Source organism: Paracoccus yeei ATCC BAA-599, from assembly GCF_000622145.1.
GTDB classification, from domain to species: domain Bacteria; phylum Pseudomonadota; class Alphaproteobacteria; order Rhodobacterales; family Rhodobacteraceae; genus Paracoccus; species Paracoccus yeei.
Genome location: NZ_JHWH01000001.1, coordinates 272,382 through 286,370, shown reverse-complemented (window position 1 = coordinate 286,370; position 13,989 = coordinate 272,382). Strand labels below are relative to the sequence as shown.

Genomic DNA, 13,989 nt, shown 5'->3' with positions numbered 1-13,989 from the left:
GGCACGTTCGGTAAAGAACGCGCCCCCGTATTGTTCGATCTCAGTTGCGGATTTGCCGCAGCGCCTCAGGCGTTCGACAGGGCCTTCACGCGGGCCGCCAGACGCGAGATCTTGCGCGCCGCGGTGTTCTTGTGAACGACGCCCTTGGTCACGCCGCGCATCAGTTCGGGCTGGGCGTTCTTCAGCGCTTCGCGGGCCGCGTCGGCATTGCCGCCGGCGATGGCTTCCTCGACCTTGCGCAGGAAGGTGCGAATGCGCGAACGGCGGGCCTTGTTGACGGCGGTGACGCGCTCGATCTGGCGTGCGCGTTTCTTGGACTGGGGCGTATTGGCCATGGGTGCTTGTCTCTCCGAATATCTTGATCGCGCAAAAGCCCCACGGCACCGTCCCATCCGGGACGGTCATGATTCTTGCCTAAGCGGGCCCACGCGCATGTCAGGCCGGCCCTATACACCGGCGCTCCGGCAATGCCAAGCGCAATCAGCGGTCGCGGAACTGCGGCGCGCGCTTTTCCAGGAAGGCGCTCATGCCTTCCTTCTGGTCCTCGGTCGCGAACAGCGCCTGAAAGGTCCGCCGCTCGAACAGGACGCCCTCGCGCAGGGTGGTTTCATAGGCGCGGTTCACCGCCTCCTTGGCGGCAAGCACGGCGATCATGGACTTCTCGGCGATCTTCTTGGCGGCGGCCATCGCCTCGGGGATCAGCTTGGCGGCGGGGACGACGCGGCTGACCAGGCCCGAGCGTTCGGCCTCGGCCGCGTCCATGAAGCGGCCGGTCAGGTGCATCTCCATCGACTTCGACTTGCCGACAAAGCGCGTCAGGCGCTGGGTGCCGCCGATGCCGGCGATGACGCCCAGGTTGATCTCGGGTTGGCCGAACTTGGCGGTGTCGGCGCAGATGATGAAATCGCAGGCCATCGCCAGTTCGCAGCCGCCGCCCAGCGCATAGCCCGCGACTGCCGCGATGATCGGCTTCCTCGTGGCGGTGATGCGGTCGATCTCGGCCCCGAACAGGTCGGTGGTATAGGCGTCGACATAGGTTTTCGTCGCCATCTCCTTGATGTCCGCCCCGGCCGCAAAGGCCTTTTCGCTGCCGGTCAGGACGATGCAGCGCACCTTGTCGTTGCGGTCGGCTTCGGCCAGCGCCTCGGCCAGTTCTCCGACCAGTTGCGAATTCAACGCGTTCAACGCCTCCGGCCGTGCAAGCCGGATCAGCGCGACATAATCGTCGATCTCGACGGTGAGGGTCTGGTAAGCCATGAAACCGAGCCTTTCGCTATGACGCTGGGCGCGAGCATTAACAAATGCGCGCGCCTTAGGCCAGCGCCGCGCGGGGACCGGGTGCGCGGACTTCTTTCTTGGTCAAATATCCCCGCCGGAGGCTCCGGCGCCTCAACGTTGACAGGCGGGGCAGTAAAAGCTCGACCGCCCCGACTGCACGATCCGGCGAATGGTCCCGGGGCAGGCGGGTCGCGGGCAGGGCGCGCCCTCGCGGTCATAGACCCGGAAGCTGTGCTGGAAATAGCCCAGCTCCCCGCTGGCCTGGCGGTGGTCGCGCAGCGACGATCCGCCGGCGGCGATGGCCTCGTCCAGCACGTCGCGGATATGCCCGATCAGCGCCGCGATCCGCGCGGCCCCGATCCGGCCCGCCAGCCGGCGCGGGTCGATGCCCGCCCGGTGCAGCGCCTCGGACACATAGATGTTGCCCAGTCCCGCCACGATCCGCTGGTCCAGCAGCGCGGCCTTGATCGGCGTCCTGCGCCCGGCCAGCGCGCGGGCCAGCACGTCGGGGGTGAAGTCGGGGCCCAGCGGCTCTGGCCCCAGATGCGCCAGCAGCGGATGCGCTGCCCCGGGCGCGATCAGGTCCACCATGCCGAATCGCCGCGCGTCGTTGAAGGTGATGCGCGTCCCCTGGTCGGTCCACAGCACCACATGGTCGTGGCGCGGCAGGATCGCGGGGTCGCGGTGGAACTCGCCCTGCGACTGGCCCTCGATCAGCATCCGCCCCGACATGCCCAGGTGCAAAAGCAGCGTGCCCCGCTCCTCCAGGTCGGCCAGGATGTACTTCGACCGTCGCCGCAGCGCCGTGACACGGGCGCCGGTCAGCACCTGCACCAGGTCCGGCGGCAGCGGCCAGCGCAGGTCGGGGCGGCGCGCCTCGGCGCGCGCAAGGACGTGCCCCTCAAGGTGCGGCAGCAGGCCGCGGCGGACGGTTTCGACCTCGGGCAGTTCTGGCATTTCCGTTCCGTTCGTCGCATGGTGCGGCGCGCAGCCCGGCTTCTGGCGGGTGGCGCGCGGCGTGGATAGCCCCTATCTGTGCCCGAAACCACGGATGGACAAGCACGATGACCGACAGCCCGCGCCCCGAACCGAACGGCGATTCCCAGGCCGAGACCCATTTCGGCTTTCGCACCGTGGCCGAAAAGGACAAGGCCGGGCTGGTCCATGGCGTGTTTTCGCGCGTCGCCTCGCGCTACGACGTGATGAACGACCTGATGAGCGCGGGCATCCACCGGGTCTGGAAGACCGCGATGATGGACTGGCTGGCGCCGCGGGACGGCCAGCACCTGCTGGACGTGGCGGGGGGCACGGGCGACATCGCCTTCCGGTTTCTGGGGCGCGCCTCGGGCGCGCGCGTCACCGTCTGCGACATGACCGAATCGATGCTGGTCGAGGGGCGCAAGCGCGCCGAGGCCGACCGCCTGTCCGACCGCCTGGCCTGGGTCACGGGCGACGCGATGGCGCTGCCCTTCGCCGACGACAGCTTCGACCGCTACACGATCAGCTTCGGCATCCGCAACGTCACCCGCATCCCCGACGCCCTGGCCGAGGCGCGCCGCGTGCTGAAGCCCGGCGGCCGCCTGATGGTGCTGGAATTCAGCCAGATGCCGGTGCCCATGCTGCAATGGCTCTATGACCGCTATTCCTTCAACGTCATTCCGGCGCTGGGGCAGGTGGTGGCGAACGACCGCGACAGCTATCAGTATCTGGTCGAATCGATCCGCAAGTTCCCCGACCAGCAGACCTTCGCCGACATGATCCGGCGCGCGGGCTTTGGCCGGGTGCAGTACCGCAACCTGTCGATGGGCATCGCCGCGCTGCATTCGGGATGGAAGATCTGACATGCGCGGTCCGCACAACATCTGGCGCCTGATCCGCACCGGCGCCACCTTCGAGCGCACGGGCGCCATGTCGGTGGCGCTTGACGCGATGAAGGCGCCCGCGCGGGTGCGGCTGGCCGCGCGCGTCCTGGGCTGGCCCTTTGCCTGGCTCGGCTATCCGGGCGACCCGGACCTGCCGCCGGTCACGCGCGCGATCACCGCGCTGGGGCCGGCCTATATCAAGTTCGGCCAGATTCTCTCGACGCGGCCGGACGTGGTCGGCCCCGAACTCGCCGGCCAGCTTTCGATGCTGCAGGACAGGCTGCCGCCCTTTGCTCAGGCGGATGCGATGCGCATCGTGGCCGAGGATCTGGGCCTGCCGGTCGCGGCGCTGTTTTCGGAATTCTCGCCCCCCGTGGCCGCGGCCTCGATCGCCCAGGTCCACCATGCCAAGCGTGCCGATACCGGGGCCGAGGTCGCCGTCAAGGTGCTGCGCCCCTCGGTCGAGGCGGGGTTCCGCCGCGACATCGACGCCTTCCACTTCGCCGCCGGCATGATCGAGCGGCTGTCGCCCGGCGCCCGCCGCCTGCGCCCGCGCGACGTGGTCAGCCATTTCGAATCCGTGGTCATCGGCGAACTTGACCTGCGGCGCGAGGCGGCGAACGCGTCCGAGTTCCGGGAAAACACCCAGGGCGACACGGGCATCCGCGTGCCCGACCCGCACTGGATGCTCAGCGGGCGGCGGGTGCTGACCAGCGACTGGGCCGAGGGCATCCCGATGGGCGACATCGCGGCGCTTCAGGCGGCGGGCCACGACCTGCCGGCCCTGGGCGCGCGGGTGCTGCAGATGTTCCTGCGCCATGCGCTGCGCGACGGCTATTTCCACGCCGACATGCACCAGGGCAACCTGAAGGTCGCGGCGGACGGCGACATCATCGTCTATGACTTCGGCATCATGGGCGAAATCGACGAATACACCCGCCGCGTCTATGCCGAGATCCTTTATGGCTTCATCCAGCGCGACTACATGCGCGTGGCGCGGGTGCATTTCGAGGCGGGCTATGTCCCCCGCGACCGCGACATGGCCGCCTTTGCCCGCGCGCTCCGCGCGGTGGGCGAGCCGATCTTCGGCGCCGATGCCAGCCGCATCAGCATGGCGAACCTGCTGGCTTATCTCTTCGAGGTGACGGAGCGCTTCGGCATGGCGACCCGGACCGAACTGATCCTGCTGCAACGCACCATGGTCGTGGTCGAGGGCGTCGCCCGCAGCCTGGACCCGCAGATCAACATGTGGGAAGTCGCCCGGCCGGTGGTCGAGACCTATATCCGCGACAACCTGGGCCCCCGCGCCGCGCTCCGCGACCTGGGGCGCTCGGCCCAGGTGCTGGCCCGCTTTGCCCCGCTGCTGCCCGAATTCCTGGAACGCCGCATGCCCGAACTGCTGCGCGAGCGGCCCGAGCCGCGCCGCGAACGCCGGCGGGGCTTTGCCTGCGGCATCGCGGTCGGGGCGGGGATCGCGCTGGCATCGGCGCTGATTGGCGCATGGCTGGCCTGAGCCGCCGCAAGGGGGTTGAGGGGCGCGGCGCTTTCGCCTAACGCTGCCCGTCATGCGTATTCTCTATCTTGGGGACGTGATGGGCCGGGCCGGCCGTCGCGCCATCGCCGAAGGGCTCGGACCGCTCAAGGACCGGCTCGGCGCGGACTTCACCATCGTGAACGGCGAAAACGCCTCGGGCGGGATGGGGCTGACGGGCAGTCATGCCCGGCTGATCCTGGAAGCCGGCGCCGACTGCATCACCCTGGGCGACCATGCCTTCGACCAGAAGGAGATGCTGTCCTTCATCGAGACCGAGCCCCGCATCATCCGGCCGCTGAACTATTCCAAGGCCGCGCCGGGCCGGGGCGCGCGCGTCTTCGACGCGACGCGCGGGCGCAAGGTGCTGGTCGCGCAGGTGCTGGGCCAGGTCTTCATGAAGCGGCCCTTCGACGACCCGTTCTCGGCCATCGAGACCGTGCTCAAGGCCCATCCGCTGGGCGGGCTGGTGCAGGCCTCGGTCGTGGACATCCATGCCGAGGCGACCAGCGAGAAGATGGCCGTCGGGCATTTTTGCGACGGTCGCGCCAGCCTGGTCGTCGGCACCCACACCCATGTGCCGACCGCCGATGCGATGATCCTGTCGCGCGGCACCGCCTATCAGTCCGACGCCGGCATGTGCGGCGACTATGACAGCGTCATCGGCATGGACAAGGCCGAGCCGCTGCGCCGCTTCATCACGGGCATGTCCAGCGAACGCTTCACCCCCGCCGAGGGCGAGGCGACGCTGGCCGGCGTCCTTGTCACCACCGACGACCGCAGCGGACGCGCCATCGCGATCCAGGCGGTGCGCGACGGCGGGCGGCTGTCGCAGACGCATCCCCCGACACAGCCCGGGGCCGACGCATAGAAGAAAGCCCTCTTTTCCTTGCGGCGGCGCAGAAAATCATTCTATCAGCGACCGACAGGCCCGTGATTTCGAGGCCGCCAGGGGACAGAGCCAATCATGCTGGGTTTCGAACTGACAGGGACCAACGCGGCCATCGCCATGCTGGTCATCATCACCGTCATGTTCATCGAGTTCATCCGCGAACGGCACCCGCCCGAGGTGGTGGCCATCGCCACGGCGGGGGTGATGATGGTGCTGGGTCTGCTGCCGATCAAGGATGCGGGCAGCGTGCTGTCGAACGCGGCGCCCTGGACCATCGCCTTCATGTTCATCATCATGGGCGGGCTCTTGCGCACCGGCGCGCTGGAAATCATGTCGCGGCTGGTGACCTCCCGCGTCTCGACCCATCCCCGGGCGACGCTCTGCGGGATGTTCGGCTTTGTCATCGTGGCCTCGGCGGTGATGAACAACACGCCTGTCGTGGCGGTGATGATCCCGATCTGCATCCAGCTTGCGCTGCGGCTGGGCACGTTCCCGTCGAAGCTGCTGATCCCGCTCAGCTATTTCACCATCCTGGGCGGCATGATGACGCTGATCGGCACCTCGACCAACCTGCTGGTCGATGGCGTCGCGCGCGAGGCGGGCATGACCCCGTTCACGATCTTCGAGATCGCCCCCGTGGGTATCGCCATCACCCTGGCCGGGATCGCCTATTTCGCCCTGATCGGCTGGCGCCTGCTGCCCGAACGGACCTCGCTGGCCGGATTCCTCGGCACCCGGCGCGAGATGAAATACTTCACCGAGGTCGCCATTCCCCAGGACAGCAGCCTGGTCGGCATGAACGTCGGCGAGGTGCCGCTGTTCAAGCGCGACGCCGTGCGGCTGATCGACGTGCTGCGCGGCGACGCCTCGTTGCGCCGCAACATGGCCGAGGTGGTGCTGGAGCCCGGCGACCGGGTGGTGCTACGCTCTGAAATGGCCGACCTGCTGGAAATGCAGGCCCACAAGGACCTGCAGATGGTCGACAAGCTCAGCTCGGTCGCGACCGAGACGGTCGAGGTGCTGATCTCGCCCGGGGCGCGGATGATCGGGCGGCGCCTGGGCGACCTGCGCCTGCGCCGCCGCTATGGCGTCTATGTCCTGGCCGCGCACCGCCGCAGCCAGAACATCGGCCGCCAGCTCGACGATCTCGAGGTGCGGGTGGGCGACACGCTGCTGCTGGAGGGCGCGCCCGAGGATATCGCCCGGCTGGCCGCCGACATGGACCTGGTCGATGTCTCGCGGCCCTCGGCGCGGCCCTTCCGCCGCACCAAGGCGCCCATCGCGGTCGCCTGCCTGCTGGCGGTGGTGACGCTCGCCTCGTTCGACGTGGCGCCGATCATGGCACTGGCCTTCCTGGCCTCGGCCGTGGTGCTGATCACCCGCTGCGTCGATGCCGAAGAGGCGTTTTCCTTTGTCGATGCCCGGCTGATGGCGATGATCTTTGCCATGCTGGCGGTCGGCGAGGCGCTGGAGCACACCGGCACGGTGGCGCTGGTGGTCGATTTCGTCGCGCCCTGGCTGCGCGGCCTGCCGCCCTTCGCCACCCTGATCGCGGTCTATTTCCTGGGCCTGGTCATGACCGAGATCCTGTCGAACAATGCCGTGGCGGTCCTGCTGACGCCGGTCGCCATCGCGCTGGCCCAGTCGCTGGGCCACGATCCGCGCGCCTATGTCGTCGCCGTCATGTTCTCGGCCACGGTCGCCTTCGCGACGCCCATCGGCTATCAGACCCACCTGATGGTCTATGGCCCCGGCGGCTACAAGTTCAGCGATTTCGTCAAGGTGGGCGTGCCGCTGGACATCATCTGCGGCATCGTGGCCTGCCTGACGATCCCGCTGTTCTGGCCGCTGTAACGCCCGTCAGGCGGACAGGCCCGAGCGGACGGCGGCCTCGGCCTTGGCCGCCAGGGTCTTGCGCGTCTCTCCGGCCACGGGGATCGGGTCGTGCAGCACCACGCTGACGCGGCCTTGGCGCGGCTGGGCCAGGACCGCCAGCAGATGCGTTCCCAGCGCCATGTCGCCGTACCAGCCGTAAAAGCGCGGGTCGCGCCCGGGCGGCGCATGATAGATCACCGTCATCGGCTGCACCGCCAGCGACCGGGGCAGGTCGGGGTCCAGGAAGCCCTGGAACAGCGTCGGCTTGAAGGGCAGGACGCGGTGGCCGTCCGTGCTGGTGCCTTCGGGAAAGAACAGCAGCCGGTGGCCGGCACGGGTGCGGGCGCAGAACTCCTGCGCCTGGGCCTGCGCCAGGCGCGGGTCGCGCGCGACGAAATGCGTGTCGGTCACGCGGGTCAGGATGTTGATGCCGGGCCAGCCCGCCACCTCGGCCTTGGCAACGAAGAACACCGGCATGGCCGCGTTCATCACGAAGATGTCCAGCCAGCTGGCATGGTTCGCGACCACCGCGCCGGGGCCCCGCATCGGCCGCCCCCGAACCTCGCAGCGCAGGCCCATGAGCCACAGGCAGATGCGGCAGACGATCTGGACATGGGGGCCCGTCACCGGGCGGCGCGGACCGGCCAGCAGCCGTTCCCCCGCGCGCAAGGGCAGGATCAGCACGACCCCGATCAGCAGGACCGACAGGATCGCCAGGCCCCGCGTCACGACCAGAAGCCAGCCCAGGGGACCGGGCCGGGGAACCGCGGGGGCGCCGTCGTCGCGCCAGGTGCCGGGATGGGATTCGGTCATTCCGTCAGGCCGCGCGCCTCGTAAAAGCGGCGGTGCCTGGCCGACATCGCGGCGGTGTCCACCATCAGGAAGACGTCGGTGGTGTTGAAGGCATGGTCCAGGAACGCGCCCTCGCCGACGACGCCGCCCAGCCGCAGATAGGCCTTGATCAGCGGCGGCATCCCGGCCATCGCGGCGCGCCGGTCCAGCCTCGCTTCGGGCACCAGGTCCATGCGCTGGTATCCCTCGGGGCGGGCGCGGGGGCGCATCCCCTCGGGGGCCAGGTGGTGGCGGTAAAGCCAGGACAGCGGCTGCGCCAGCAGCCCCGCATCGGTCCCGTGGAACGAGGCGACGCCGAACAGCACCTCGACCTGCCGGTCCAGCACATATTCGGCCAGGGCCGACCACAGCAGGAACATGCCGCTGCCGCCCCGGAAATCCGGCGCCATGCAGGACCGGCCCAGTTCCAGCACGCGCCGGCCGCTGCGGCGCAGGGGCGAAAGGTCGTATTCCCCGTCGCAATAGAAGCGATCGTTCCCGCCGATGCGGTCGCCGGGCAGCAGGCGATAGACGCCCACGACATGCTCCAGATCCGATTCCGGGCGGCGGCGGTCCACCAGCACCAGGTGATCGACCACCGGGTCGAAGGCGTCGCGCTCCAGCCGGTTTTCATGGTCCACCAGGTCGCCGTCCGCGCCCAGCTCCTCGACGAAGACGCGATAGCGCAGCCGCTGGGCCGACAGCAGGTCGGCCTCGCGCCGGGCTAGCCGGGTTTCGAAATACGCGCCTTCTGGCATCATCGCAAAGCGTCACACCTGCTGTCCGGGGTCGGCCCCGTGTCTAGGCGGGACAGGCCGGCAATGCAACTGGACCCTGCGTCGGGGCGGGGCAGGCAGCCTGCCGGGAATTGACACAAGCTAAAGTTGCAATATGATCAAATTGTATACTCAGGGGCGAAGCGTGACCAGTTCAAGACTGACATGGCGACCATCCACGACCTGCTTGCCGGCATTGTCGAAATTCACGGTGATGCGGTCGCCGATGCGCGACTGCACCTGGCCGGTTCCCCATTCGGGCGCGCCGGGGTGGCGCACGATCATGCCCGGCTCAAGGATCTCGTTCATCGCGGCCCCTTTCCTGCTCAATTAGGCTAGTCACTCATGGACGACATTACAATCCGCCGCTCCGAGGATCATCCGGGGGTCGAGGCCGAGCGCCTTGCTGCGCTGGTCGGCTCGCGTCTCTGCCACGATCTCGTCTCGCCGCTCGGGGCCATCGGCAACGGGCTCGAGCTTCTGCAGCTGTCCGGCGATTTTCCGGGCATCGCCAAAAGCGCCGAGATGCAGCTTGTCGCCGAAAGCGTGCAGGCGGCGCGGGCGCGCATCCGCTGGTTCCGCATGGCCTTCGGCCACGCCGCCCCCGACCAGCGCATCGCGCTGACGGAACTGGCCGGGCTTCTGGGCGATGCCGACAAGGCGGGGCGCATCCGGGTCAGGCTGGACGCGCCGGGCGACCTGCCCCGGACCGAGGCGCGGATGATCCTGCTGGCGTTCATGTGCCTGGAAACCGCCATGCCCTGGGGCGGCAGCGTGCTGATCTGCCGCGGCGCGCGCGGCTGGCGGCTGGTCGCGGAATCGTCCCGCGTCAAGTCCGACCCGGCGCTCTGGGCCTGGCTCGACCGGGCGGCGGCCGCCCCGCGCGCCCTGACCGAGCCCGCGCCCTCCGAGGTGCAGTTCGCCCTGCTGGCCGCCTTTGCGCGCCAGGCCAATCGCCCGCTTGCCTGGGAACTGGACGAGACGGGCGGCGAGATTTCCTTCTAGGACGCCAGCGCGCGCTCGATCCGGCCCGCCCAGGCCCTGGGGGCCTCGGGCGTGTCCTCCAGCAGCTGCAGCAGCGCGGCGATGCCCTGCTCGCGGTCCAGCGGCAACAAGGCCAGCCCGGCCTCCAGCCGCAGGCGGGGGGCGGCTGTCCGGGCCAGTTCGGCCAGGACCGGCAGGGCGCGGGCGCCGTGGCGCGCGGCCCCGGCCAGGGCAAGGTTCAGCCGGTACCGGGCCGAGTTGCGGCGCGCCCGGCGGTGCAGGTCGCGCAGCGCCGCCCCGTCGATCCGGTCCGCGATCACCATCTCGGCGATGCGGCCGACGCGGCCCGCCTCGCCCAGGACGCCGCTGGCCGGGTGGCCGCCATGCGGCAGGGCGACGCCGGTCATGGCGGGAAAGGCCTTCAGCACATGGCGCGCGTGCTGCCGGTCCTCGGGGATCGCGGGGTCATAAAGCACAATTCCTCCAAGGCGCGGGTCGCCTTGGGACTGGGGCAGGGGCATGGGCTGGCCGATGCGGCGGAACTTGTCGTGCCGCCCGGGGTCCCAGGGGGCGACGGCGGGATCGATGCAGTATTGCGGCGACACGACCATGGCCCGGACCCCGTGGCAAGCCGCCGAATACAGCAGCGCGCCATAGCCGCCCATGGAAAAGCCGCTTAGGCAGACCTCGGCATAGTTCGCCGTGGCCCGGCGCAACGCGGCGGCCAGCGCCGGGCTGGCGGGCGACAGGAACCAGTCGCGCCGCGCGGTCTGCACGACCAGCGCGTCCAGCCCCAGCCGCGCGGCGAAATGCGGGGCTGCGGCGGGCTCGAACCCCGCCATCCGCTCGCGCCCCGGCTCAAAGCAGACCACCGCCCGCCGGCTGCCGGCGGGCCCCGGGAACAGCGTCACCCGATGGTGCGCGTCCCCATGCAGCAGGCGCTGCGTCACGCGCGGATGGCGCCGTCGCCGGTGACCAGATACTTGAAGCTGGTCAGTTGCTCGGCGCCCACGGGGCCGCGCGCATGCATCTTGCCCGTGGCGATGCCGATCTCCGCGCCCATCCCGAATTCGCCGCCGTCCGCGAACTGGGTCGAGGCGTTGCGCATCAGGATGGCGCTGTCCAGGCCCTTGAAGAAGCGCTCGGCGGTGGCGTCGTTTTCCGTCAGGATCGATTCCGTGTGCCCCGAGCCGTAGCGGCGGATATGGGCGATCGCCCCCTCGACGCCATCGACCAGCGTCGCGGCGATGATCTTGTCCAGGAACTCCTGCCCGAAATCGTCGGGCTGGGCGGGGACGGTGCCCGGAACCTGGGCCAGTTCGCCCCCGGCCCGGACCTCGACGCCGGCGTCCAGCAGGTCCTGGATCAGCACGGGCCCGTGCTCGGCATAAAAGCGGCGGTCGATCAGCAGGCACTCGGCCGCGCCGCAGATGCCGGTGCGCCGGGTCTTGGCGTTCAGGACGACGCGCCGCGCCTTGGCCAGATCCGCATCGCCGTCGACATAGACGTGGCAGATCCCCTCCAGATGGGCAAAGACCGGGACCCGCGCCTCGCGCTGCACCAGCCCCACAAGCCCCTTGCCGCCGCGCGGCACGATCACGTCGATCAGCCCCTGGGCGCGCAGCAGGGCGGCCACCGCCGCACGGTCGCGCGTGGGCACGATCTGGACCGCCGCCTCGGGCAGGCCGGCCTGGGTCAGGCCCCGCACCAGCGCCGCATGGATCGCGGCCGAACTGTGCAGGCTTTCCGAGCCGCCGCGCAGGATGACCGCGTTCCCGGCCTTCAGCGCCAGACCCGCCGCATCCGCGGTGACGTTCGGCCGGCTTTCATAGATCACCCCGATGACGCCCAGGGGGGTGGCCACGCGCCGGATGTGCAGCCCGTTCGGCCGGTCCCATTCCGCCAGCACCCGGCCCACCGGATCGGCCTGCTCGGCCACGGCGCGCAGCCCCTCGGCCATGGCGCGGACCCGCGCCGGGTCCAGCTTCAGCCGGTCCAGCATGGCCGGGCTCAGCCCCTTTTCGCGGGCGAAATCCATGTCCAGCGTGTTGGCGTCCAGGATCGCGTCCTCGGACTCGCGCAGCGCCTCGGCGGCGCCGATCAGCGCGGCATGCTTGCGCTCGGCGCTGGCCTCGGCCAGGGCCAGGGCGGCATCGCGCGCCCGCGCGCCCAGCTCCGCGATCAGCGCATCCGCGTCGGAGGTGGTCAGGTCTTTCATGGCAACATTCCCTTGCATGGCCACGGAGATAGGGCCGAACGCGGAAAATTGCCAGAAGATAAGGCGGGCAAGGAAAGGGGAAGGTGCAGGATTCTGTTGCCAGGCTCCTGCGGGCCCCGCCTTACGCTGCTAGGCGCAAGGGCTTAGTTTTCGGTTACCCGAGCTGCTTACGCAGCCAGAGCGACCGGAGCACGGTTGTCGTTGGCAACTGTACATATCGCACCGATAACGGTGGTAGCTCACCGGGACAAAGCAAACAGCTTTAGACGTTCGTCGATCCTGTTTCGACCCCAGGTGCCCCCAACGAGGGAGTTTGGTGGAGTCGCCGGGTACCGCCCCCGGGTCCGATCCGCTTATTACCTGCGCGTTTATGTCCATAGTCCGGGCGAACCCGGACGCTTCGAATATAGGCGGCGCCATCGCGGGGCGCAAGAGAGGGGAACGCCGTTCCCCTCTTGTCCCGCCTTGCGGGCCAATTCACCCCTTGGGGTATTTCTCGAACGGTGAAAGCCGAATCGGCGCGCCCGGCCTTCACCGTTTTCCAAATACCCAGGCGGCCGTGCCGCTGGCGCGGCGGCTGCGCGGTGCGGGGCGTCAGAACCCGGCTTTGATCTTTTCGAACTCGGCCAGCTGCTTCTCGCGCTGCTCGGGGTCGTTCGGGGTCTGGGCCAGGATCGGGGCGTCGACCGGGGACAGGCCCTCCTTCACCGCGGGCTCGTCCCTGATCGTGTCCATCGCGACGGTCGAGGTGTGGCCGTAGCCGATCGTGTCCAGAAGCCCCTTGGCCGCCGGCGGGGCGAGCCAGGCGTTGATGAAGTCATAGGCCTTGTCTTCGCTGCCCGGGCCGTTCTTGAGGTTGATGAAGCCGCAGAAGAAGGTCGAGGAGCCCTCTTTCGGGGCGCGCTGGAAGCCGACCGGAAAGCCGTCGTTCTTCAGCAGCACCACGCCGTCGTTCCAGGACCAGGCCACGTCCACCGCGCCCGAGGCCATCAGCTGCGCCTGTTCGGACGGGTCGGCCCAATAGGCGGCGACGTTCTGGTGCGCCTGGCGCAGCCAGTCGGCGGCGGCCTTGAACTGCTCGTCGGTGACCTTGGTCCAGTCCGCGGTGCCCGTCGCCAGATAGGCCAGCGCCCAGACGTCGTCCGCCGAATCGGGCAGGCTGGTGCGGCCCTGGTATTTCGGGTCGATGAAGACGTTCAGGCTGGCCACGTCCTCGGCCGGCACGGTGTCCTTGTTGTAGGCGATGGCGGTCGCGCCCCAGTCGGTCGGGATGTACCAGACCCCGGTGTCGTCCTTGAAGATCGGCGAATGCAGGAAGCTGGGGTCGATGGTCGAAAAGGCGGGAATGCGCGACACGTCCCAGGGCTCGATCAGCCCGGCGTCGCGATATTTCGACACCATCTGCGAACAGGGGTGCGCCACGTCCGCCTTGAAGCCCGAGGCGAGCTTCTGATAGGCCTCGTCGTCATCGCCGTAGAAGGCGAAGGTGGGGCTGTCGCCGTATTTGTCGACATAGCCCTGGAAGATCACCGGCTCCTCGAATCCCGCCCAGTCGAAGACGGTCAGCTCGGGGTCGGCGGCAAGGGCGGGGACGGCAAGCAGGCTGCCCGAAAGCAGCAGCGCGGCAGCGGAGGAGCGCAGGAGTGTCATCTGTGTCCTTTGGGTATGGGTGTGGCCTGATCCGGGCAGGCTAGCCGCCCCCCGGTCCTGCCGCAAGCCGTGGCCGCGCCCCCGCAGGCCAC

Annotated in this window: 14 protein-coding genes and 1 other RNA gene; 5 read left to right on the top strand and 10 right to left on the bottom strand. The window is 69.2% G+C overall.

Features of this window, described 5'->3' with window-relative positions:
* Positions 1-65 precede the first annotated feature (65 nt).
* The 3 genes from rpsT to mutM all read right to left on the bottom strand — a co-directional run bounded on the left by rpsT (position 66) and on the right by mutM (position 2,235).
* Positions 66-335, bottom strand: coding sequence for a 30S ribosomal protein S20 (gene rpsT, locus BU28_RS0101350; RefSeq protein WP_028717846.1), 270 nt, complete (start codon positions 333-335; stop codon positions 66-68).
* 145 nt (positions 336-480) lie between these two features.
* On the bottom strand, positions 481-1,257 hold the full coding sequence (locus tag BU28_RS0101345; RefSeq protein ID WP_028717845.1) for an enoyl-CoA hydratase: 777 nt from the start codon (positions 1,255-1,257) through the stop codon (positions 481-483).
* A 132-nt stretch (positions 1,258-1,389) separates the two neighbouring features.
* A complete protein-coding gene (gene mutM, locus BU28_RS0101340) occupies positions 1,390-2,235 on the bottom strand; it encodes a bifunctional DNA-formamidopyrimidine glycosylase/DNA-(apurinic or apyrimidinic site) lyase (RefSeq protein ID WP_028717844.1) in 846 nt (281 codons plus the stop codon).
* 107 nt (positions 2,236-2,342) lie between these two features.
* Here mutM and ubiE point away from each other — a divergent pair, with 107 nt between their 5' ends.
* From ubiE to BU28_RS0101320, 4 genes are all read left to right on the top strand, one after another.
* A complete protein-coding gene (gene ubiE, locus BU28_RS0101335; protein WP_028717843.1) occupies positions 2,343-3,119 on the top strand; it encodes a bifunctional demethylmenaquinone methyltransferase/2-methoxy-6-polyprenyl-1,4-benzoquinol methylase UbiE in 777 nt (258 codons plus the stop codon).
* 1 nt (position 3,120) lies between these two features.
* Positions 3,121-4,653, top strand: a complete 1,533-nt coding sequence (ubiB, locus tag BU28_RS0101330) for a 2-polyprenylphenol 6-hydroxylase (RefSeq protein WP_028717842.1) — start codon at positions 3,121-3,123, stop codon at positions 4,651-4,653.
* A gap of 52 nt (positions 4,654-4,705) precedes the next feature.
* On the top strand, positions 4,706-5,542 hold the full coding sequence (locus BU28_RS0101325; RefSeq protein WP_028717841.1) for a TIGR00282 family metallophosphoesterase: 837 nt from the start codon (positions 4,706-4,708) through the stop codon (positions 5,540-5,542).
* 96 nt (positions 5,543-5,638) lie between these two features.
* Positions 5,639-7,417 (top strand): SLC13 family permease, encoded by a 1,779-nt coding sequence (locus tag BU28_RS0101320; RefSeq protein WP_028717840.1) that lies wholly within the window; start codon positions 5,639-5,641, stop codon positions 7,415-7,417.
* A gap of 6 nt (positions 7,418-7,423) precedes the next feature.
* Here the strand turns inward: BU28_RS0101320 and olsA are convergent, their stop codons facing one another.
* The 3 genes from olsA to BU28_RS24450 all read right to left on the bottom strand — a co-directional run bounded on the left by olsA (position 7,424) and on the right by BU28_RS24450 (position 9,354).
* Positions 7,424-8,251 (bottom strand): lyso-ornithine lipid O-acyltransferase, encoded by an 828-nt coding sequence (olsA, locus tag BU28_RS0101315; protein ID WP_028717839.1) that lies wholly within the window; start codon positions 8,249-8,251, stop codon positions 7,424-7,426.
* Positions 8,248-9,030 (bottom strand): L-ornithine N(alpha)-acyltransferase, encoded by a 783-nt coding sequence (gene olsB / locus BU28_RS0101310; RefSeq protein ID WP_028717838.1) that lies wholly within the window; start codon positions 9,028-9,030, stop codon positions 8,248-8,250. The genes olsA and olsB overlap by 4 nt, the downstream gene beginning before the upstream one ends.
* A 147-nt stretch (positions 9,031-9,177) precedes the next feature.
* A complete protein-coding gene (locus BU28_RS24450) occupies positions 9,178-9,354 on the bottom strand; it encodes a DUF3553 domain-containing protein (protein ID WP_080620675.1) in 177 nt (58 codons plus the stop codon).
* A 36-nt stretch (positions 9,355-9,390) separates the two neighbouring features.
* Between BU28_RS24450 and BU28_RS0101300 the strand changes: the two genes are divergently transcribed.
* Positions 9,391-10,050, top strand: a complete 660-nt coding sequence (locus tag BU28_RS0101300; RefSeq protein ID WP_051577664.1) for a histidine phosphotransferase family protein — start codon at positions 9,391-9,393, stop codon at positions 10,048-10,050.
* Here the strand turns inward: BU28_RS0101300 and BU28_RS0101295 are convergent.
* The 4 genes from BU28_RS0101295 to BU28_RS0101285 all read right to left on the bottom strand — a co-directional run bounded on the left by BU28_RS0101295 (position 10,047) and on the right by BU28_RS0101285 (position 13,897).
* Positions 10,047-10,979, bottom strand: coding sequence for a hypothetical protein (locus tag BU28_RS0101295; protein WP_028717836.1), 933 nt, complete (start codon positions 10,977-10,979; stop codon positions 10,047-10,049). The two genes, BU28_RS0101300 and BU28_RS0101295, sit on opposite strands and share 4 nt — an antisense overlap.
* Positions 10,976-12,247: a glutamate-5-semialdehyde dehydrogenase gene (locus BU28_RS0101290; RefSeq protein WP_028717835.1), complete on the bottom strand. Its 1,272-nt coding sequence runs from the start codon at positions 12,245-12,247 to the stop codon at positions 10,976-10,978. The genes BU28_RS0101295 and BU28_RS0101290 overlap by 4 nt, the downstream gene beginning before the upstream one ends.
* Before the next feature lie 82 nt (positions 12,248-12,329).
* Positions 12,330-12,683, bottom strand: a transfer-messenger RNA (tmRNA) gene (gene ssrA / locus BU28_RS24445).
* 158 nt (positions 12,684-12,841) lie between these two features.
* Complete coding sequence (locus tag BU28_RS0101285; RefSeq protein ID WP_028717834.1) at positions 12,842-13,897, bottom strand: ABC transporter substrate-binding protein; 1,056 nt, start codon at positions 13,895-13,897, stop codon at positions 12,842-12,844.
* Positions 13,898-13,989: the final 92 nt, after the last annotated feature.

Bases quoted from the DNA above. Each gene is read 5' to 3' on its own strand.
- rpsT (WP_028717846.1), bottom strand. From the start codon at position 335: ATGGCCAATACGCCCCAGTCCAAGAAACGCGCACGCCAGATCGAGCGC.
- BU28_RS0101345 (WP_028717845.1), bottom strand. From the start codon at position 1,257: ATGGCTTACCAGACCCTCACCGTCGAGATCGACGATTATGTCGCGCTG.
- mutM (WP_028717844.1), bottom strand. From the start codon at position 2,235: ATGCCAGAACTGCCCGAGGTCGAAACCGTCCGCCGCGGCCTGCTGCCG.
- ubiE (WP_028717843.1), top strand. From the start codon at position 2,343: ATGACCGACAGCCCGCGCCCCGAACCGAACGGCGATTCCCAGGCCGAG.
- ubiB (WP_028717842.1), top strand. From the start codon at position 3,121: ATGCGCGGTCCGCACAACATCTGGCGCCTGATCCGCACCGGCGCCACC.
- BU28_RS0101325 (WP_028717841.1), top strand. From the start codon at position 4,706: ATGCGTATTCTCTATCTTGGGGACGTGATGGGCCGGGCCGGCCGTCGC.
- BU28_RS0101320 (WP_028717840.1), top strand. From the start codon at position 5,639: ATGCTGGGTTTCGAACTGACAGGGACCAACGCGGCCATCGCCATGCTG.
- olsA (WP_028717839.1), bottom strand. From the start codon at position 8,251: ATGACCGAATCCCATCCCGGCACCTGGCGCGACGACGGCGCCCCCGCG.
- olsB (WP_028717838.1), bottom strand. From the start codon at position 9,030: ATGATGCCAGAAGGCGCGTATTTCGAAACCCGGCTAGCCCGGCGCGAG.
- BU28_RS24450 (WP_080620675.1), bottom strand. From the start codon at position 9,354: ATGAACGAGATCCTTGAGCCGGGCATGATCGTGCGCCACCCCGGCGCG.
- BU28_RS0101300 (WP_051577664.1), top strand. From the start codon at position 9,391: ATGGACGACATTACAATCCGCCGCTCCGAGGATCATCCGGGGGTCGAG.
- BU28_RS0101290 (WP_028717835.1), bottom strand. From the start codon at position 12,247: ATGAAAGACCTGACCACCTCCGACGCGGATGCGCTGATCGCGGAGCTG.
- BU28_RS0101285 (WP_028717834.1), bottom strand. From the start codon at position 13,897: ATGACACTCCTGCGCTCCTCCGCTGCCGCGCTGCTGCTTTCGGGCAGC.